Annotated in this window: 16 protein-coding genes; 11 read left to right on the plus strand and 5 right to left on the minus strand. The window is 68.6% G+C overall.

The features are described from left to right. Positions 1-474: 474 nt before the first annotated feature. Entirely contained in the window at positions 475-2,847 is a 2,373-nt protein-coding gene (gene pbpC, locus AAF604_12175; protein ID MEM7050412.1) for a penicillin-binding protein 1C, read from the minus strand. Further along, positions 2,844-8,249 (minus strand): MG2 domain-containing protein, encoded by a 5,406-nt coding sequence (locus tag AAF604_12180; protein ID MEM7050413.1) that lies wholly within the window; start codon positions 8,247-8,249, stop codon positions 2,844-2,846. The genes pbpC and AAF604_12180 overlap by 4 nt, the downstream gene beginning before the upstream one ends. Positions 8,250-8,365: 116 nt before the next feature. Between AAF604_12180 and AAF604_12185 the strand changes: the two genes are divergently transcribed. The 4 genes from AAF604_12185 to AAF604_12200 all read left to right on the plus strand — a co-directional run bounded on the left by AAF604_12185 (position 8,366) and on the right by AAF604_12200 (position 12,222). Beyond that, positions 8,366-9,019 (plus strand): hypothetical protein, encoded by a 654-nt coding sequence (locus AAF604_12185; GenBank protein ID MEM7050414.1) that lies wholly within the window; start codon positions 8,366-8,368, stop codon positions 9,017-9,019. After that, the gene (locus AAF604_12190; GenBank protein ID MEM7050415.1) at positions 9,016-10,611 is read left to right on the plus strand and encodes an MBL fold metallo-hydrolase; all 1,596 of its coding nucleotides are present in this window, start codon (positions 9,016-9,018) and stop codon (positions 10,609-10,611) included. The genes AAF604_12185 and AAF604_12190 overlap by 4 nt, the downstream gene beginning before the upstream one ends. A gap of 12 nt (positions 10,612-10,623) precedes the next feature. After that, positions 10,624-11,601: a DUF72 domain-containing protein gene (locus AAF604_12195; GenBank protein ID MEM7050416.1), complete on the plus strand. Its 978-nt coding sequence runs from the start codon at positions 10,624-10,626 to the stop codon at positions 11,599-11,601. A 105-nt stretch (positions 11,602-11,706) separates the two neighbouring features. Next, the gene (locus tag AAF604_12200) at positions 11,707-12,222 is read left to right on the plus strand and encodes a DinB family protein (protein MEM7050417.1); all 516 of its coding nucleotides are present in this window, start codon (positions 11,707-11,709) and stop codon (positions 12,220-12,222) included. Between the two features lie 30 nt (positions 12,223-12,252). On the opposite strand, the gene AAF604_12205 is transcribed toward AAF604_12200, so the two are convergent. From AAF604_12205 to AAF604_12215, 3 genes are all read right to left on the minus strand, one after another. Then, entirely contained in the window at positions 12,253-12,930 is a 678-nt protein-coding gene (locus AAF604_12205; protein MEM7050418.1) for a hypothetical protein, read from the minus strand. A gap of 152 nt (positions 12,931-13,082) precedes the next feature. Then, on the minus strand, positions 13,083-14,168 hold the full coding sequence (locus AAF604_12210) for an Mrp/NBP35 family ATP-binding protein (protein MEM7050419.1): 1,086 nt from the start codon (positions 14,166-14,168) through the stop codon (positions 13,083-13,085). 59 nt (positions 14,169-14,227) lie between these two features. Continuing rightward, the gene (locus tag AAF604_12215) at positions 14,228-14,989 is read right to left on the minus strand and encodes a lysophospholipid acyltransferase family protein (GenBank protein ID MEM7050420.1); all 762 of its coding nucleotides are present in this window, start codon (positions 14,987-14,989) and stop codon (positions 14,228-14,230) included. A 196-nt stretch (positions 14,990-15,185) separates the two neighbouring features. Between AAF604_12215 and AAF604_12220 the strand changes: the two genes are divergently transcribed. The 7 genes from AAF604_12220 (at position 15,186) to AAF604_12250 (ending at position 20,358) form a co-directional block, all read left to right on the plus strand. Continuing rightward, complete coding sequence (locus tag AAF604_12220; protein MEM7050421.1) at positions 15,186-16,013, plus strand: SPFH domain-containing protein; 828 nt, start codon at positions 15,186-15,188, stop codon at positions 16,011-16,013. A 13-nt stretch (positions 16,014-16,026) separates the two neighbouring features. Then, positions 16,027-16,206, plus strand: a complete 180-nt coding sequence (locus AAF604_12225) for a hypothetical protein (protein MEM7050422.1) — start codon at positions 16,027-16,029, stop codon at positions 16,204-16,206. Positions 16,207-16,286: 80 nt separating this feature from the next. Further along, positions 16,287-16,694: a hypothetical protein gene (locus tag AAF604_12230; protein ID MEM7050423.1), complete on the plus strand. Its 408-nt coding sequence runs from the start codon at positions 16,287-16,289 to the stop codon at positions 16,692-16,694. Further along, the gene (locus AAF604_12235; protein ID MEM7050424.1) at positions 16,691-17,446 is read left to right on the plus strand and encodes an ABC transporter permease; all 756 of its coding nucleotides are present in this window, start codon (positions 16,691-16,693) and stop codon (positions 17,444-17,446) included. The genes AAF604_12230 and AAF604_12235 overlap by 4 nt, the downstream gene beginning before the upstream one ends. 10 nt (positions 17,447-17,456) lie before the next feature. Next, complete coding sequence (locus AAF604_12240; GenBank protein MEM7050425.1) at positions 17,457-18,215, plus strand: ABC transporter ATP-binding protein; 759 nt, start codon at positions 17,457-17,459, stop codon at positions 18,213-18,215. Next, positions 18,205-19,356 carry an MlaD family protein gene (locus tag AAF604_12245; GenBank protein ID MEM7050426.1) on the plus strand — a complete coding sequence of 384 codons (1,152 nt, stop codon included), beginning with the start codon at positions 18,205-18,207 and terminating at the stop codon, positions 19,354-19,356. The genes AAF604_12240 and AAF604_12245 overlap by 11 nt, the downstream gene beginning before the upstream one ends. Before the next feature lie 30 nt (positions 19,357-19,386). Then, complete coding sequence (locus tag AAF604_12250; protein ID MEM7050427.1) at positions 19,387-20,358, plus strand: NAD-dependent epimerase/dehydratase family protein; 972 nt, start codon at positions 19,387-19,389, stop codon at positions 20,356-20,358. Positions 20,359-20,372 lie beyond the last annotated feature (14 nt).

Raw genomic sequence — 20,372 nt, forward strand, 5'->3', positions numbered from 1 at the left:
GCCGAATCGAACGCAAGGTCTCGAATGTACGTCGAATGGCGATGAACTTCATACTCCTCACGCCCGTCGGTTCGAAAGATAAAACGATCGTTGGCGTCAACGAAGTAAAACCACCCATCGGGCCCCACGGCAAGGGCCGAAATCCCTCCGGCGCGACGCTCGAAACGAGTCTGCGGATAGGGCGCCAATCCCACCTGATAGATCTTTCCCGGCCGGGCCCGACTATCTGCAACATAAACTTCGACATCGGTCGGCAGGTCCGCCCGCAGGGCTCCCACGGCGAGTATTGCGACCAACAACGACACGAAGACCCGACCCATCGGCCGAGCTCGACCCTCGACGAGCTGACTCATAACGCAACCTCCGATCACTTATCGAAACGGCTCCCTCACCACCAGATAGGCGCCCGGCGGCGGCGGCCGTTACCTCGGCGAAGAGGGTCGCGGAGAAGCTAGGTGATGAGGTGCGGTGCCGCTACTCCACTCGCAGATCGATACCGTCGGAGCGACCGTGCTGGTCGACCACCACCAGGCGATGGTCGCCGGCCTCGGGAAGCCAGTAGCGCTCCTGGTCGGCGGATCCGGATCCGAGCAGCCGGCCGTTGAGAAACCAGAAGAGATCGCCACCGCCGTGACGGGCCACCAAGGCGATCTTCTGGAAGTCGCGCGGTACCCCGGCTCGCAGCCGGTAGGGCGTGGTCGCATCCGGCGAGACGATGCGCGGTGGAGCGATCGCCAAGCCCCCGGAGCAGCCGTCGGCCAGCGGCGGCAGGGTATCGACGGCGTCGCCGCGGCCGCGTCGCCAGGCGAGCAGCTCGGCCGGCTCGACCACCACCACCCGAGCCTGGTGAGGCCGCTCGCCCAGGCATCGCCCCGCCAACCACTCGCCGCTTTCCGTGTCGACGAAGATGCGCCGATGCAGCCGACACTCGGGGAGGCGGGTGTGATCGACCAGGGTTTCGACGGTGTGGCGCCGGGGGCAGTAGGGGCCCGGACGGTGGTGACTGACCGAGCAAACCTCTCGCCTGGCCGTCGTCCCCGGCGCCGGCCGGCCGGGAGCTGCTGGAGAGCGTCCGACGGCGAGGGCGCGGAAGAGATCGAACAGCAGCGGGCCGGCATGGCGCGAGCCGGAAATGCCCTGGACCGCGGCGCCATCGAAGTTGCCCACCCAGACGCCCACCGCCTGGCGATCCGAGAAGCCCACCGCCCAGGCGTCCCGATGACCGTAGGACGTCCCGGTCTTCCAGGCGATGGCGGGGACATCGCGGGCCAATGACCAGCTCTCCGGCAGGTCCGGGCGACGCACTTCCGTCAGCATGTCGGCCACCTGCCGAGCAGCCCCAGCGGAGATCCAGCGACTGCCGGAGACGGTGCCTTCACCCCCCGACGTCCAGCGCGGCACTGCGGCGATGCCACCACCACCGAGGGCGGCGTAGAGACCGGTAAGCTCGAGGAGGCTGACTTCGCCGGCACCGAGCACCAAGGGCAGGCCGTAGGCGCCTGCCCCGCGGTCGAGGGAGGTCACGCCGCCGCGTTCGAGCCAGGTCAGGAAATCGGCCAGACCGAGGCGAGACAAGAGCCGAACGGCCGGTGAGTTGAGGGATTCGGCGAGGGCCGTGCGCAGGGTCACGCGACCGCGATAGAGGCCATCGTAGTTCTCGGCGACGTAGCCGGAGAAGTCGGTCGGAACGTCGAGCAGAAAGGAGTCCGGAATCCAGTCTCCCTGTTCGAGGGCGAGGGCATAGAGAAAGGGCTTGAGGGTCGACCCCGGACTGCGCCGCGCCAGCACCCCATCGACCTGCCCCTGATACTGGCCGTCGAAGAAGCCGGCCGAGCCCACCCAGGCCTGAACCTGGCGCGTTTCGAGATCGAGCACCACCACCGCGGCGTTGCCGATGCCGAGGGCCCGCAGCTCGTCGATACGCCGCGCGACGGAACCTTCGGCGATGCGCTGCACGCGACGGTCGAGGGAAGTCCGCAGGGAAGTCGCCGGGCTCATCCGCCGCGCCACCTCGCGCGCGAAGTGGGGCGCCACGAAGGGCACCGGCTGGAGTTTCCTGGGAAGCGTCTGACGGCGGGCCGCCACCGCCTCCTCGGCGCTCACCACGCCGCGCTCGACCAGGCGATCGAGCACCGCCGAGCGCACTTTGCGGGCCCTCTCCGGATAGCGCGTCGGGTCGTAACCCACGGGATAGCGCGGCAGCGCCGTCAACAGCGCGATCTCGCCGCTCGACAGCGCCGCCGGTTCCTTGCCGAAATAGAACCAGGCGGCGGCACCGACCCCTTCGAGGTTGCCGCCGTAGGGCGCCAGATTGAGGTAGATCTCGAGCAGCTCGCGCTTCGTGTAGCGGCGCTCGAGCTGCAGGGCCCGGAACAGCTCCACCGCCTTGGCGCGCAGGGTGCGCTCCTTGGGCTCGGCCATGCGAGCGATCTGCATGGTGAGGGTGGAAGCACCGGAAACCACCGTTCCGGCCCGCAGGTTGTCGCGCGCCGCCCGCAAGATGGCCAGCGGATTGACCCCCGGATGGCGGTAGAACCAGCGGTCCTCGGAGGCCAGCAGGGCATCGATCAACTGCGGCGGCAGCTCGTCGAGGGTCACCGGCCAGCGCCAGATGTCATCGGCCGGCAGGAAGAGCCGCAAGGGCTGACCGTCACGGTCGCGCACCACCCGCGCCGAGGGCCGTTCGAGGTTTTCCCAAGGAAAGGGAATCAGCAGGTCGAGGGCGACCCAGGCGCCCGCCAGCAGGAGCAGCGAGGACAGTCCTGCGATCAGCCGGCGGCGCCAGCGCTGGCGGCGCTGGGGCCGCGGCGACGCCGGCGGCGCGACGTCGGGCTGGGGCAGCCTCAGGGTATCCGTTTCGACACCTCCAGAGACCCCGCCTCGCCAACCGCCCGCAGCGCCGGGTTGTACATCGCCTCTGCCTCCGGCGGCGGCAGGCGGAACTGCCCCGGCACGATGGCGCGAGCCAAGGAGTAAAGGGTCTGCCACTGATTGGCGGGGAGATCGAGGAAGACCAGCAGGCGGTCATCCCGCAGATCGACATAGTCGGGAGAGGCGTTGGCATCGCTGATCCAGGGCAACGTCTCGGTCGACTCGAGGCGCGGATTCTCCACTTCCAGGCCGGCCGGCAGCAGGCTTTGAAGCACCACGTTCTCAACCGGCCCGGCGATACTGCGCACGCGGGTCTTGATCACTACCAGATCGCCCTGCTGAATACGCCGGGGATCGACCGAGCGCCGCTCACGATCGAAGAACTCGCGCTCGATCTCGAGGCCGGAGCTCTCCGGCCGGAAGGCCGAGTCCTTGGGCAAACCGCGCGTCCGGAGACTGAAGAAGGCCGCCCCTGGGGCGAAGCCCTCGGTGATCTTCACCGCGATCGGCTGGCGGCCGGCGATCGACGGGAAGGCTTCAATGGCGCGCTCGAAGTCGCCCAGAGAGCGCCCTCCCACCTCCACCGTGCCGCGATAGTCGGGACCTTCGCTCTGGCGCCGATAGAGCTCGCCGAGGGCGAGCAGCGCGAAGGCCGACTCCTGGGTGGTCCAGCCGTGGCGTCGGGAGAGATCCCGCGCCAGGCGATCGGCGAGCTCGGAGATGCGGGGATCGTTGGCGCGAGCTTCGAGCAACGCCAACAGCAGCAGAGCACGGTCGCGCAGTGGTGACGAGAAGTTGCCGCCGCTGGCGCGGGCGACCTCCTCGACCTCGCCGATCTGGCGCACCAGCTCGTCGGCGGCATCGGCATCCCCCCGAGCCGCGTAGGCGGCGGCCAACAGCGCTTGCGACGCGGGCGACAGATCGCCCTGCTTCTGCTGGCGCAGGAAGTCCATCGTCCCGAGATCGGCCCGGCCGGCGCGGGCGAGCACGAACAGCGCATAGGCGGCGCGTTCGAGCTCATCGCTGCCGTACTGGCTCTTGGCGCGCGCCAGGCCCGAGGTGTAGCGCAGCGCGCCGTCATAGAGGAAGCCCTCGACACCGAAACCGGCGCGGCGCGCCTCGACCAGGAAGTGGGCCGCCCAGACGCTGCCCCAGGGGTGCGATTCGTCCGCCCCCGGCCAGAGGGTGAAGCCACCGGTGTAGCTCTGCAGGGCTCCGACTCGCCGGATGCCCTCCTCCACCGCCGCCGCCGGGCTCGGCCGCCCCTCGATGTCGAACAGGCCCGGCTCGAGCTGACGGGCGAGGTCCTCGAGATAGACCAGCGGGAAGGCTGCCGAGACGGTCTGCTCGAGACAGCCATAGGGGTAGCGCAGGAGCCCCGAAAGCTTGCCCGCGAACTGCACCAGCGGCAGCGGCCCGAGGCGCAGCTCGCGCTCCAGGGTGCCGTCCTCGGCCCAGTCGCCCGGCGCCGGTAGCTCCATCGCCGCTTCGCCCACCGGGCCGGCGGTCTCGAGAGTGCGGTAGGGCAGGTGGGAGCGCTGCGGCAAGGACACTCGGGCGGAGGCCTTCTCGTCGTTGCCGGTCACCACCACGGTGAGCTCGCGGACCCGCGAGCCGCGTTCGCCGGCGAGGGCGAGGTGGGTCACCGCTTCGGCGCCATCGGCCACCACCAGGGACGTCTCGCCGAGGGTTTCGCCGCCGGCCGCCAGCACGATCCGGAAGTCGCCCTCGCGACCGGTGTCGTTGCGCACCGCCAGTGGAATCTCCGCCTCATCTCCCCAGGCCAGGAAGCGCGGAAAGGTCGGGGTGACGATCAGCGGATCGCGCACCACCACCGTCTGCTGGCGCGACTCGAAGCGCCGGCCGTCGACCCCCAGGGTCATGATGCGCAGGGCACCCTGGAAGTCGGGCACCTCGAATTCGGCCTCGACCCGCCCGCTGCCGTCGGCCACCAGGGGTCCGGACCAGAAGGCCACCGGACGCACCCGGCGCAGTCCCTCGGACTGCACGTACTGCGCCATCGCGGCCGCCGCGTCACCACCGCCGACCGCCTGCTCACCGGCCACCGGCACCTCCGGCAACAGCAGCGAGAAGCCGTCGAAGGACTGCACCGCCAGGCCGAGCTTGCGGTAGAAGAAGGCAAAGGGATCGGGCGTGCTCTGGCCGGCGAGCTGCAGAATGCCCTCGTCGACGGCGGCCACCGTGACGGCGGCCCCGGGGGCCGCCTCGACGGCCACCGCCAGGGTGGTCCCGGAGCGGATCTGCGCCGGCGCTTCGACGGTCAGCGGCAGGCGGTTGCTGGAGCGATCGACGGAGATCGGCACCGCTCCGAAGGCGCGCGTCACCTCACCGTCGCCGAGATCGGAGGCGTTGCGCACCAGCACCGCCGTGACGTAGGCATTCGGCCGCAGCGCTTCGCCGATCGGCACCTCGAGGGTCGCCGTGTTCCCGTCCAGGGTGTGCACCTGGGTGTGGAAGATCTGGTCGCGCTCGACGGTCAGCAACAAGCGACCAGGGAACGGTGCCCGCACCTGCACCGTCGCCGTGCTGCCGGGGCGGTACTCATCCCGATCGAGGTCGAGCTCGACCCGCGCCGGGTTGTCGATCGCCCAGGGCGCATAGCCCCAGCCCGAAGCATAGAAACCGATCTCGCTCGAGGCGGAGGACTCGAGATCGGTCACCACCACCCGGTAGGAGCCGGTCTCGGGCGGCACGAAGGAGAAAGTCTCGCGCCCCCCCTGGGTCGCCAGGGCACGGCTGTCGACCAGGCTCGACTCGCGGCTCGATTCGTAGCGGAAGGTGCCCTCCGGGGCGCGCCGCAGGACCGTGTTCCAGCGGTCCCGGAAGAGCTCGGCGCGCAGCGATCCCGCCGCCGCCAGCTCGCCGTCGGGGGCCACCATCACCAACTCGAAGGCGGTCTGCTCACCGGGATCGGCATAGCCCGATTCGACCTTGCGCAAGCCGGGATAGCGCGGCACCGGGTGAACGGTCATGCGCTGACGAGCGGTCACACCGCGACCGCCGCGCTCCGAAACCCGCGCCGTGATCACCGCCTCGAGGCTGGAAGGGGCGGTCAGCCCGAAGGGCACGGCGACGGCGAATCGCTGGCGTCCCTCGTCGTCGAGAGTACCCTCGCTGCTCAGCAACGGGCGATCCTCGAAGCGGCGATCGCCGTTGCGGAAGGTGAACTGCCCGAATCCATCGGGAGCGAAGGTGGCATCCACCAGGCGCACTCGCGCCTCCACCGGCAAGCCCGCGCCGGGGGGACCGAAGAGGTAGCGCCCCTCGACCTCGAAGCTGAGCTCTTCTCCCGGGCCCGGCTGCCCCGCTGGCTCGATAGCGGCCTTGATGCGGTCGGGCACGAACTCCTCGACCTGGAAGAGATAGCGGCCCACCGACTGATCGGCGACCTCAAGATCGAGACTGTGGCGACCGGTCAGGGCATAGGCCGGCAGCTCGAGCTCGAAGGGCACCAGGCCGCGCTCGTCGCTGGTGGCACGCAAGAGATCGCGCTCTCGCCCCTGGGGGTCGCGATGGCGCAGGACCACCGGCAGTGGCGTCGGCGCCGTCAGGGCGGCATCGCGCAGAATGGCGAGGCCCTCCACCGTCTCCCCCGGCCGATAGAGATCGCGCTCGCCGTAGAGAAAGGCCGAGTAGCCGCGGGCCCCGAGGCTGGCGCCGCCGACGTCGAGGCCGGTGCTGTCGATGCGCGCCTGGTCGAGGAGCAGAAAGCTGAGATCGTCGCCGCGCTCGACGGTGACGAGATAGGGGCGGGCGTTCTGCTCCGCCAGTTTGGCGACCAGCCCGCGAGTACGCCACAGACCCTGGGCGTCGCTGCGCCCCTCGGCGAGGAGCTGGTTCTGGCTCGAGATCAGGCGCACCCGCGCCCCCGCCACCGGCGCCAGTGACTCGAGGGAGGTCACCAGCACCAAGAACTCGTCGCCGGCATTCTTGGCGACCACGCCGAGGTCGGTCAGCAGCAGCCAGCGTTCGGTGGAACGCCAGTCGCCCCGGCGGGTGACCACGGCGCGATAAACGCCCGGACGATCGGCGTCGATGTAGCGGTCGAGGGTCACCGGCGTCTCGATGCGCTGATTGCGCCCACCGCGCACCCGCACCTCGACGTTGCTCAGACGATCACCGAGGGAATGTCGCACCGGCGAGGCATAGCCACTCCCGCCGGTGGTCGAAAAGGACCCCGATTGCAGCAGACCGAAGAGGTTGTTGCGGTAGACCCGATCGAGGGCGAGGCGAAAGCGATCGACGTTGACCGTCTCCACCGCCAGGGTGCGGAAGCCACCCCGCGGCAGAAACATGCCGGCACCGCGAATGTCGATCAGGGGATCGAGGTTGGGCAGCAAGACTTCCTGCTCCCAGGGCTCGGCGAGGCTCGCACCATCGGAGGCCGACAGGCCGGCGCCGAGACGCACCTTGTAGGTTTGGCCGGGGCTCAGGTCTCCGCTCAGGATGAGCTCATTGCGCACCGCAGAAACCCGAAACTCGGTTTTCGGCTCGAGGCCGACGAAGCTCTCCGCCAAGCTCGCCGCCACCGGCGAGGAGAGCTTGACCCGCAAGCTCGAGCCACTCTCCGCCGGCACCGCCTGCAGACCCCGCACCGCCAGGCGATCACGCGAGCCGAGGGCGACGGTCTGGCGGAAAGGCTCCTGCAGCGGCACATTGCCGTCGGCCGGCGTCAGCCCGGCGGCGACGGTGAGCTCGAGCTCGCGCTCGGCCTTGGTCTTGGCGACGGCGGCGGTGCGAAAACCCACCACCTGGGAGGGCCACAGGGTTTCGAGCTCGACGGCCACCGGTTGGCCACCGTCCTGCAGCGTCACCAAAGGCGCCAGATCCTCGGGATCGACGGAATAGTTGAAGCGCAGCTCGCCCCGGAAGATGACCTTGGCTTCGCCGCCCTCCGGATCCGGCTCCTCGAAGACCTCGACCGTCTCGACCAGGAACTGGTCGGTCACCACCCGGCGCTCGCGGTCACCGGCGAACACCTGGCCTTCTTCCAAAAAGCGATCTGGAATCAGCGACAGGACGATCTCCGTCGCCGCCGGCAGCCGGCCGCTGGCTTCGAACCGCAAAATGCCGCGATCGCGCCAGCGCCAAGAGCCGCCGACGCTGGGATTGAGGGTCGCCGGAGGGGACTCGAAGACTTCTCCCAAGCGGCCTTCGCCCAGCGGCCGGTCGAAGACCAGATCGATGAACTGGCGATCTTCGCGATCTAGCACCAGATCGAAGAGGCTGACGGCGTTTTCCGGCGGCCGGTCGCGATCGGCCTCGGCACCGCGCTGCCACAGCAACCCCCCCAGCACCAACACGGCCAGCGCCAAGCCGGCGATCAGCAAGTCCTTCCAGCGTCCAGCTGCGGCCATCCCTCGCTCCTCTTCAGGTTGCTCCATCCGGATCCGCTCCCTCTCAGCTCATGAAGACGTCTGCCGCCTAACCTATCCCACGGCCTTAGAATCGACTCATGTCGAGGCTCTCCGCGATGACTCGGTCGGTCGCCGCCCTCCTGACGCTGTTGGCGCTGCCAGCGATCGTCGCGGCCACCGAGGCCCGTCTGCTGCCCGGAGCAGGTGCCCGCGTCGGCGAAATCCAGGAGGTTCTTCCGTTCTCCGCCGAGCGCCTTTTCCGCGCCATCGTCGACTGCAAGAATTACCGCGATTTCATGCCCTTCGTGCGCGCCTCCGATGGCGAACTGGAGGCAGCCGGCACTCTGCTCTGCCAACAAACCCTGAAGGTGCCTCTGGATCGACGCGAGCGCTCCTTCGCCATTCGCCTGACGGCCGCCCGCCGAGCCGGCGGCACCGCCATCGAGTACACCAGCGACTGGCGGCTGGTGGACGACAGCGGCCCGATGGCGCAGAGCTTCGGCACCTGGACCCTGCGCCAGGTCGCCCCCGACCAGACCTTCGTCCGGCTGCGCATGCTGCACGACCTCGGCATTTCGCCGCGCCTACAGAACCGCGCCACCCTCAAGAGCCTGCCGTGGATTCTCGACGGCCTGCGCCAGCACGTTCGGCGCTGCCGCTATGATCAGCCGCCGGCGGCGGGATGTCGCGAGCGACCGGCGCTGGCTCCGCGCCTGCGGGCCGAAGACGAAGTCGACGCCGCGATGAGCCCAGGAGACCGTCCCCGATGAGCGAAGAAGGCCTCTACGAGAAGGTCCTCGCGGCCGCGGCCGGAGCACCCCTCACTCCGCCCAAGGCACCGCGACCGTCCGCGTCCGTCATTCTGTGGCGTCGCCAGGCGGGCGATCTGCAGGTTTTCTGGGTGCGGCGCTCCGATGCCCTGGCCTTCATGGGCGGCTGGTATGCCTTCCCCGGCGGCGGCATTTCGCGCCGCGACGCGGAGATCACCGTGGTGGGAAAACCGGCGGCTCTGCCGAGCGGAATCTCGGACGGCCAAGAGGCCGACCCGCTGCTCTCGGACGGTGTCCACCGAACGCCGCCGACACTGGTGCCGGGCCTGTTGGTCGGCGCGCTGCGCGAGCTCTTCGAAGAGACCGGTCTGCTGCTCACCGGCGATGCCCTGCCGACCCACGACGCCCTCGCCGAAGCCCGCCGCCGGCTGCTCGCCGAAGAGGCCGACTTCGGCCCGCTGCTCGCCGAGCTCGGCGTCTCCCTGTCCGTCGACGAGCTGACCTTCGCCGGCCGCTGGCTGACTCCGCCGCTGGCGCCACGCCGCTTCGACAACCGCTTCTTCCTGCTGCCCTGGCCCGCCGACCGGCTCCAGCAGCCGCAGGTGTTGCCCGGCGAGCTCGACTCCGGCGAATGGGTGGTGCCGGAAGAGGCGGCAGCGCGCTGGTCTTGGGGCGACGTGGTGACGGCACCGCCGATCCTGCACGCCCTGCGGGTGCTGGCCGAGGACGGCCCTGAAGCCGGTTTGCCCCGCCTGCTCGATCCCCGGGAAGCCAACCTCGGCCCTTTCCGACGCATCGAGTTTCGTCCCGGCGTCATCCTGCTGCCACTCGAAACCGCCACCCTGCCGCCGGCCAACCGCACCAACGCTTACCTGCTGGGCGATGGCGAGCGGGTGCTGGTCGACCCCGGCTCGACCTTGCCCGCGGAGCAACGCCGCCTGGAGGAAGCCCTCGCGGCGCTGCCCGCCGATTCGCTGAAAGCCATCTGGCTGACCCACCACCATCCGGACCACGTCGGGGGCGTCGCCGCCGCCCGCCAGGCCTTGGGCGTGCCGGTGCTCGCCCACGCCGCCACCGCCCAACGCCTGGCCGCCCGCGGCATTCCCGTCGACGGCGAGCTGCAGGCCGGTCAGCGAGTGGTTCTCGATGGCCCGCGGCCCTTTCCGATCCGAGTCCTGCACACGCCCGGCCATGCCCGTGGGCATCTCTGCTTCTACGAAGAGAATGGCGGCTCGCTGATCGCCGGCGACATGGTGGCCGGCATCGGAACGATCGTGATCGACCCGCCGGAAGGCGACATGGACGACTACCTCGCCTCCCTCGAAAGCCTCGCCGAGCTGGCGCCCCGGGTGCTCTTTCCGGCCCACGGACCACCGATTCGGGACGCCGTCGGCAAGCTGCGCCACTACATCGACCACCGGCGTTGGCGAGAGGAGAAAGTCCTCGCCGCCTGGCAGAACGGAGTGCGCCAGCCGGCGGAGCTGCTGCCGGTGGTTTACGACGACGCACCGCGCCAGGCCTGGCCCCTCGCCGAACGTCAGATCGTGGCCCACCTCGAGAGCCTCGAGCGCGCCGGACGACTGGTCGACTGAGAGCGATCGACAATGGACATGCCCGGCGACCAGTTCCTGCTGTTTGATCAAGCTCCCGCGATCCAGGGTCCGGTGCAGCCGGCGGAAGCACCGCCGGAGCTCGCGGAGCTCGCCGCCGCGATGCCGTCGCGGCTCTACCTCGGCACCTCGTCCTGGTCGTTTCCGGGCTGGGCCGGGCTGGTGTACCGCAAGCACCATTCGGAGACCGCCCTGGCGCGCCATGGCCTGGCGGCCTACGCCCGCCATCCGCTGCTCAACGGCGTCGGCCTCGACCGCACCCACTACCAGCCGATCTCGGCCGCGGCCTACGCCGCCTATCGCGAGGCGGTGCCGACGGAGTTTCGCTTCCTGGTCAAGGCTCACGAAGCCTGCACCCTGACGCGCTTCCCGGAGCATCCGCGCTACGGCACCCGGGCGGGTTGCGACAACCCGCTGTTTCTCGATGCCGCCTACGCCACCGACGAAGTCGTCGGTCCCTACCTGGAGGGCCTGCAAGATCGCGCCGGCGTGCTGCTCTTCCAGCTCGCGCCGCAGGAGCTGCCGCGTCAATTTCCGGAGCGCCTGCACCGCTTCCTCGATGCCTTGCCGAAGGGACCACGCTACGCCGTCGAGCTGCGCAATCGCGAGCTCCTCGGACCGCCTTGGCGCCAAGCCCTCGCCGACGCCGGCGCCCTGCACTGCCTCAACCTCCACCCGCGCATGCCGGACATCGCCACCCAGGCAAAGCTGAGCGGCGCCCTCGAGGGCGAGGCCCTGGTGATTCGCTGGATGCTCTACCGCGGCCTGGGCTACGACCAGGCGCGACAGCGCTATGCGCCCTTCTCGCATCTGGTCGACCGGGATCCAACCGCGCGCCGCACCGTCGCCGCCCTGGCAAAGGATGCCCTCGGCCGCGGCAAGGCAGTCTTCGTGGTCGCCAACAACAAGGCCGAAGGCTCGGCACCGCGGACCCTCGCCGAGCTGGCGAAGGAAATCCACAAGCTGAGCTGACAGCCGCCCCGCATGGCCTCACGTCAAGCCACCCGGCTGGGATAAGATATCTGCAAATTTATCTTTACAAATTCAAAAGATCGTCCCTGGCGATGAGGAGTTCCCATGACCCCCGTGGAGTTTCGCGAGCTGCTGGCCTACAACCGCTGGGCGAACCACGCCCTCCTCGACCTGGTCGCCGAGCTCGGCGACGAGGAGCTGACCCGTCCCCTGGGCAACAGCTTTCCCTCGATTCGCGACACCCTGGTGCACACCCTGTCCTCGGAGTGGCTGTGGTCGGAGCGCTGGCAGGGGCGGTCACCACAGTTCCGCCTCGACCCCACCGAATTCCCGACCGTCGACGCCCTCCGCCAGCGCTGGAGCGAGGTCGAAGCGGTGCAGGACGACTACGCCACGGACCTCACCCAAGAACTCATCGACGGCGAGTTCTCCTACCTCAACCCCAAGGGCGAACGCTGGACCTACGTCAACCGACAGTGCCTGCATCAGCTCTGGACCCACTCCCTTTACCACCGCGGACAGGTCGTCACCATGCTGCGCCAGCTCGGCAAGCTGCCGGCGGAAACCGACATCCTGACCTTCTTCGATGTCGCCGGCGGCCCGGCGCCGCGAGCCCATTGAACGGCCTGGTCAGCAACCTGCCAAGGGTTCCTACCGAATCCACTCGACCCGGCGGCTGGTGAACCAGGCCTCGACCAGGCGGACTTCACCGCCGGCCACCGGCCAGGTCCGGGCCTCGTGAAAGTGACCGAGCAGCAGGACGTCGTGGCCCTCCGCCAGACGGCGCTCGGCGTAGGCCCGAATCACCCCCTCCGGCAGCACGCGCTTGTGCTTGAAATTGGTCCGCGACAGGCGATCCTCCGTCGAATCGACCATCCGCCGGGCGAAGCGCCGCGGCGTGCGGAAGACCAGAAAACGCGACAGCGGGCTCTTCGACAGGAAGCGCCAGAACCGGTACTGCCAGTCGCGGTCGTCGAGGCCGTCGCCGTGGACTGCGAGATAGCGCACGCCGCCCACCTCGAAGGCGATCTCCCGCACCACCGAATCGAAGGCATCGGCGTAGGGACTGCGATCGAGGAAAAAGTCGCGGTTGCCTTCGATGTAGTCGATGCGCAAGCCGCCTCGCCGCAGCCGGCGCAGGACCGCCACTACGGCTCGAATGTCGTCGGTCTCGAAGCGCTCGCTGCCAACCCAGGCTTGAAACAGGTCGCCGAGGAGGATGAGCCGTTCACAGCCCTGCTCGGCGAGACCCTCGAGCTGGGCGATCAGCGGTCCGGCTTCGCCGCCGGGGCCGCTCAGGTGGTTGTCGGCGAGGAGAGCGACGGCCACGGCGACTAGCCCGAGCTTCTCAGCGAGGAGGCGAGGCCTCTCGGCGATTCAAAGCCACTGGTGCCGCAGCCCGGGAGGAGCGCCGGCAGGCGAATCGGCCGTCGGTTCGGGTGCATAGGTCCTGGCAGCGGAAGGCCGATTCGGCGAAACGCCTAGACGATGGTCAGGCGCGGCTGATCCGCCGACTCCACCGCCGCCGTCACCGCCTCGGCAACCTCGCGGAAGGCGTCGGCGTGGGGCCCTTCGAGCTGCTCGACCACGATCGGGACGCCGGCATCACCGCCTTCGACGATCGCCGGGTCGAGGGGTACCCGACCCAGGAAACGGGTCCCGAGGACCTCCGCCGTGCGCTCGCCGCCGCCGTGTTTGAAGATATTGGTCGCTTCGCCGCAGTGGGGGCAGACGAAGGACGACATGTTCTCCAGGATGCCGACCACCGGCACCTCGACCTTGCGGAACATCGCCAGGCCCTTGCGAGCGTCGATCAGCGCGACGTCTTGGGGGGTGGTGACGATCACCGCCCCGGCGAGGGGAATCTTCTGGGTGACCGTGAGCTGGGCGTCGCCGGTGCCCGGCGGCAGATCGACGATCATGTAGTCGAGCACCCCCCATTCGACATCGCCGAGCATCTGCTCGATGCCGCGCATCACCATCGGGCCGCGCCAGATCACCGGCGTGTCGATGTCGAGGATGAAGCCCAGAGACATCAGCTTGATGCCGTACTTATCGAACGGCTGGATACGGTTCTCGATCACCCGAGGACGGTCGTCGATGCCGAACAGCATGGGCACCGACGGCCCATAGATGTCGGCATCGAGGAGGCCGACGCGATGACCGAGCTGGGCCAGCCGCACGGCGAGATTGGCCGACACCGTCGACTTGCCGACGCCGCCCTTGCCGCTGGCCACCGCCACGACGTGTCGGACCCCGGGAATGAGCTCCGGATTCTGCGCCGTCGCTTGCTGAGCGGCACGCTGCGGCGGATCCGGCTTGACCACCTCGAGGCGAGCCGCGACGGCGCTGACCCCCTCGAGCTCGCCGACGGTGGTCTCAACCGACCGGCGGACCTCCTCGGCAGCCTCCGGATTGTGCGTCGACATGTGGAGATCGACGCTCACTGCACCGCCCTCGACTTCAACCCGTTTGACGAAGCCGAAGGACACGATGTCCCGACTCATGCCGGGATAACGCAAGGTCTTGAGGGCATCCCAAACGCGCGATTCGATATCCGTGGTCATGGTCTCGATTCTCTTGGAAGGAAGGCGGGATTGCACCCCGTCGGCGGCACTCTAGCAGGTCAAGAGCCGGTCGCCGGCTCGTCTTCGAGGGCGGACGCCTCCGCCGAGAGATCGAGCACCTTCTCTCGCACCGCGGTCACCAGCTCGCCCTTGCGGCGCAAGCCGTAGTCGGCCACCGCGATCGGCTCGCCGAGGCGCAGTCGCACGGTCCCCGGCTGGATTCTCCAGCTATCCCGCGGCAGCACGTCGCGGGTGCCCTGCACCCCCACCGGCACGATCGCCGCGCCGGCCTTGAGGGCGACCAGGAACCCTCCGCGCTCGAAGGTTCCCACCCGCCCATCCGGCGAGCGCGTGCCCTCCGGAAAGAACAGCACCGAGGCCCCCGAGTGCAGGCGCTGGCTGGCGGCACGATAGACCTCCCGGGCCTTGCTGCGGTCCCTGCGATCGACCGGGATGAAGCCTCCCGCCCACAGCGCCCAGCCGAACACCGGAATCAGGAACAGACTGCGCTTGGCGGCGAAGCGCAGCGTGCCCGGCAGAATGGACAGCAGGGCCGGGATGTCGAAGTAGCTCTGATGGTTGGCGAGGTAGACGAAGCCTTTCCCGGCGGCCACGGTGGGCGGGATCTCGGCCTCCACCCGCACCCCGGCCACCCACAGCAGGCCGCGCGACCAGACCCGCGCCAGGGCACACATCAGGTTGCCGCGCGGCGGCACCCAGCTGAGCAGGATCGCCGCCGAGGCGAGCACCAGGGTGGCGGGAATCAAATAGACAACGGCAAGGGCGGTCCACAGGTAGGACCCGCGGCGCGGCTCGGACATGGCGATTCGTCTCTCCGTGGTAGGCCCCGAAGGGGGCGACCCATTATGGCCCGAATCGGCGACCAGCAACCCACCCGACGGAATAGACATCAAAGTGATATCATATAGATATCGAATTGACTTGGGAGATCCAGAGATGACAAAGCAAACCCCACAGATTCGTGAAACCTCATCCCCCGGCGGCCCCGGCCTGCCGATGCTGTTCTTTGCCCTCGCCCTGCTCGCCGTTTCGGCCTACCTGGTGCGCGCCGCGATTCTCGCCGAAAGCCCCTGGGGCACGGTGGGGGCCCTCGCCCTGCTGATGGTTTCGATCCTGCTGCTCACCGGCCTCTACACGGTCCACCCCAATGAGGCCAAGGTTCTGCAGCTCTTCGGCTCCTATCGCGCCTCGGTGCGACGCCCGGGCCTGCGCTGGGCCAACCCCTTCTACTCGAAGAAGAAAATCTCCCAGCGCACCCGCAACTTCGAGACCGGCAAGCTGAAGGTCAACGACCGCAACGGCAACCCGATCGAGATCGGAGCGGTGGTCGTCTGGCGGGTGATCGACACGGCCGAGGCCCTGTTCAACGTCGACGACTTCAAGAACTTCGTCGAGGTGCAGAGCGAGGCCGCCCTGCGCAACCTCGCCACCGGCTACCCCTACGACGCCCACAAGGCCGGTGAGGAGGCCCTCGCCAGTCACACCAGCCAAATCTCCGGAGAGCTGCGCGATCAGGTGCAGCAGCGCCTCGACCAGGCCGGCGTCGAAGTCATCGAGACCCGCATCAGCCACCTCGCCTACTCACCGGAGATCGCCGCCGCCATGCTGCAGCGTCAGCAGGCCAGCGCGGTGGTGGCGGCGCGCCAGAAGATCGTCGAAGGGGCCGTCGGCATGGTCGAGCACGCCCTCGAGATGCTCTCCGAGCAGCAGGTGGTCGAGCTCGACGAAGAGCGCAAGGCAGCGATGGTCAGCAACCTGTTGGTGGTGCTCTGCAGCGACCGCCACACCCAGCCGGTGGTCAACACGGGCACCCTTCACCACTAGGCTCCGAGCGACCATGGCGAAGCGCAAGGGATTCCCTCTCCGGGTCGATCCGCGGCTCTACGAAGCCCTCCGCAAATGGGCCGCGGACGACCTGCGCAGCGTCAACGGCCAGATCGAGTTCCTGCTCCTCGAAGCGGTGCGCAAAGCCGGCCGCTGGAAGCCCCCGAAAGCGGCGGAACCAGCGGACGAATGAAAAGGGGCTGAGAGGCGGCACCTCGAGCTGCCCGCGAGAGCGGTTCCAGCGAGCAGCGGCCTGCTAGACTGCCAGCTCCGATGAACCGCAGCGACACCCTGCGCAGCCGGCTCCGTTGGCTCGGCCTGCTCCGCGCCTCTTTGATCGCCGGCGCCGCTTACGACGTCCTGTTCGCAGCCCTCATGGTGCTGGCCCCGCAGGCGGCCTCGGAGCACCTCGCCATCCCCCTTCCAGGGCCACCCTTCTATCTGCCGCTGATCGCCGTCTTCCTGCTCATGCTGGCCGCCCTCTACCTGGCGGCGGCGGAGGATCCGCGACGCTACAGCGCCGTGATTCTGGTCGCCATCTTCGGCCGCGCCGCCGGCGCGGTCGTGCTCGGCGTCATCGCCCTGCGCCGCCCCGACCTGCCGAGCCTCTACCTGCTGGCCGCGGCAGATGCCGTCTTCGCCCTCACCCACTTCCTCTTCTGGCGCCGCCTGCGAACATGAACCAACTGCTGCGCTGGGCCGAGGTGCTCGGCGAGGTCACCGAGCTCACCGGCCGCTCGATCCGCGCCCTCTTTCGCCGCCCTTGGGACTTCGGTTCGTGGGTGGTGCAAATGGAGCAGCTCGGCGTCTCGTCCCTCGGCGTCGCCGCCATCACCACCACCTTCACAGGCATGGTGCTGGCGCTGCAGTACGCCCTCGGTTTCGCCGCCCTCGGCGGCAAGTGGTACGTCGGCTCGATCGTCTCCGCCTCGCTGGTGCGAGAGCTCGGCCCGGTGCTCACCGCCCTGGTGGTCGGCGGCCGCATCGGCTCCGGCATGACCGCCGAGATCGGCACCATGAAGGTCACCGAGCAGGTCGACGCCATGCGCTCGATGGCCGCCGACCCGGTCAAGAAGCTGGTGGTGCCAAAGCTCGCCGCCACCCTCCTCATGCTGCCCTGCCTGACCATCCTCGGCGATGCCCTCGGCATCCTCGGCGGACTGCTGATCGCGATCTACGAGCTCGACGTCTCGCCGGGCCTCTACCTCAACGACGTGCTCGACTCGCTAGCCATCGGCGACATCGTCAGCGGCGTCGGAAAGACCTTCTTCTTCGGCTATTTCATCGCCATCATCGGGTGCTACAATGGCCTCACCGCCGATGGAGGAGCTGATGGTGTCGGACGGGCCACCACCAACACCGTGGTGTTTTCGTCGATCTCGATCCTGGTCTCCGATTTCTTCCTCACCAAGCTGTTCTCGATCATCGTCTGATGGTGCTCCCATGACCCGAGCCCTGTTCAGCATTCGCGGCCTGGGCAAGTCCTATGGCGACAAGCAGGTTCTGGCGGACCTCGACTTCGACGTCTTCGCCGGCGAGTGCCTGGTGATCCTCGGCGGCTCCGGCAGCGGCAAGAGCGTCACCCTGCGTCAGCTCAACGGCCTCGAGCGGCCGAGCGCCGGTCGCGTCGAGTTCGATGGCATCGAGATCTCAAACCTGAGCGAAGCGCAGCTGTTTCCGATCCGTCGGCGCATCGCCATGCTGTTTCAGAGCGGCGCCCTGTTCGACTCCATGAATGTCGCCGACAACATCGCCTTTCCCCTGCGCGAGCACACCGACCTCGACGAGGCGGCGATCGCCGAACGGGTCGCCGAACGGCTGGCCCGGGTGCGCCTGGCGGGGATCGAAGAGCGCATGCCGGCGGATCTCTCGGGCGGCATGCGCAAGCGCGTGGCCCTCGCCCGCTCCCTCGCCCTCGACCCCGAGGTGGTGCTCTTCGACGAGCCCACCACCGGCCTCGATCCGCGCACCTCGGCGACCATCGCCAGCCTCATCCGCAGCACCCAGGAAGAGCTCGGCGTGACCTCCGTGGTGGTCACCCACGACCTGCCCCTGGCGCGCACCGTCGGCGACCGCCTGGCCTTCCTCGACCACGGCCGCTTCCGCTTCATCGGTACCTGGGAAGAGGCCGATCAATTGGACGATCCACGGGTGGTGGACTTCCTCGCTGGCCGCGAGGAGGAGGACGCCGATGCGGCCTGACGGCGGCAGCCGCCAGCGCGTCGGCCTGGTGGTCATCCTGGCGTTGCTGGTGCTGGCGGCGGCGATCTTCCTGATCGGCCGCGAGGGCAACCTGTTCTCGCCCAAGAACCGCTACTTCACGCGCTTCGCCAACGTCAGCGGCCTGCAGAGTGGCAACCCGGTGCAGCTCAACGGCGTCGACGTCGGCAATGTCGAGAAGGTGGTGCTGCCGGAGAACGCCGGCGAGACCACCATCCGGGTCTGGATCGCGATCGATCGGCGCTACGCGGAGCGCATCCGGGAAGACTCCGAAGCGCGCATCAAGACCCTCGGCCTGCTGGGCGACAAGTTCGTCGAGATCACCTCCGGCTCGCCGGACAAGGCCGCCATCCCCACCGGTTCCGAGATTCGCGTCGCGCCGGCCACCAGCGTCGACGCCCTACTCGCCTCGGGCGAAGACACGGTCGACAACGTGGTCGCCATCTCATCGTCCCTGCGCACCGTCCTGGAGCGCATGGAGCGCGGCGAGGGTCTAGTCGGCGAGCTCACCTCGCGCACCGAGAAGGGCGCCCGTCTGACCGAATCGGTGGTCACCACCATGGAGACCATCGAGCGCATCGCCGACCGCATCGAGACGGGCGACGGGGCGGTGGCGCGGCTGATCAACGACCAGGATCTGGCGGACCGCCTGAGCCGGTCGGTGGCCACCTTCGACGACCTGATGGCCTCCGTCCGGGAGGGCGAGGGGCTGGTTCCCCGGCTGCTGCAGGACGAGTCCTATCCGGCCCAGCTCGATGAGACCCTGAGCAGCCTGCGCCAGGCCTCGACGGACCTGGCGGCCTTCACCGAGCGCCTCGACGGATCGTCCGGGCTGGTCGACAAGCTGCTCACCGACGAGGCCTACGCCGAAGAGGTGAGCGAAAACCTCCGCCAGCTCGTCGAGCGCCTCAATCGCCTGTCCGGTCAGCTCACCGAAGGCGACGGCACGGCGGCCCGCCTGATCGCCGACCCGCAGGTCTACGAAGCATTGAACGATGTTATCGTCGGCATCAATGAGTCACGCCTTCTGCGCTGGCTGATTCGCAACCGACAGAAGGCGGGCATCGAGAAGCGCTACGACGAGGCCCGCGCGGAAGATTCCAGCTCGACGAGTCCGCGCTGAACGCCTCGCGGATTTCCGCTGCGAGAGACCATGGCACGACACATCCTGATCACCGGCGGAGCGGGCTTCATCGGCTCCCACCTGACGCGGCGGCTGCTGTCGCGGGGCGATCGCGTCACCGTTCTCGACAACTTCAACGACTTCTACGACCCGGCCCGCAAGCGCCACAACGTGGCGCCCTTCATCGAGCGGCCGGACTACGCGCTGGTCGAAGGCGACATTCGCGACGCCGCCCTGGTCGATGAGCTCTTCGCGCGCCAGGAGCTCACCGGCGTGGTGCACCTGGCGGCCCGCGCCGGCGTCCGTCCCAGCCTGGCCGAGCCGGTGCTCTACGAAGACGTCAACTGCATCGGCACCCTACGCCTCCTCGAAGCGGCGCGACGTCACGGACCGGAGGTCTTCGTCTTCGGTTCCTCGTCCTCGGTCTACGGCATCAACGAGAAGGTTCCCTTCTCCGAAGACGACGAGATCAACCAGCCGATCAGCCCCTACGCCACCACCAAACGCACCGGCGAGCTGCTGTGCTACAACTACCATCACCTCTACGGACTGAAGATCAGCTGCCTGCGATTCTTCACCGTCTACGGTCCTTGCCAGCGGCCCGAGATGGCGATCCACAAGTTCACCGACCTGATCGCCCGCGGTGAAGCGGTACCGATGTTCGGGGAAGGCTCGAGTCGCCGCGACTACACCTACATCGACGACATCATCGACGGCGTCGTCGCGGCCCTCGACGGCGCCTTCGGCTTCGATATTTTCAATCTCGGCGGCGCCGAAACAACCGCCCTCTCGGACCTGGTGCAATGGATCGGTGAGGAGCTTGATACGGAACCGCGGATCGAGTATCTTCCGGCCCAGCCCGGGGACGTGCCGATCACCTTTGCCGATGTCACCAAGGCGGGCCGCCTCCTCGGCTACTCCCCTCGAGTTCCCATCCGCGAAGGACTGCGCCGTTCCGTCGCCTGGTATCGAGAAAGCCGAGCCGCCGTCGGTTCCGCCTGAGTCTTGCGGGCGGC

It is taken from the genome of Acidobacteriota bacterium, from assembly GCA_039028635.1.
Classification (GTDB): domain Bacteria; phylum Acidobacteriota; class Thermoanaerobaculia; order Multivoradales; family JBCCEF01; genus JBCCEF01.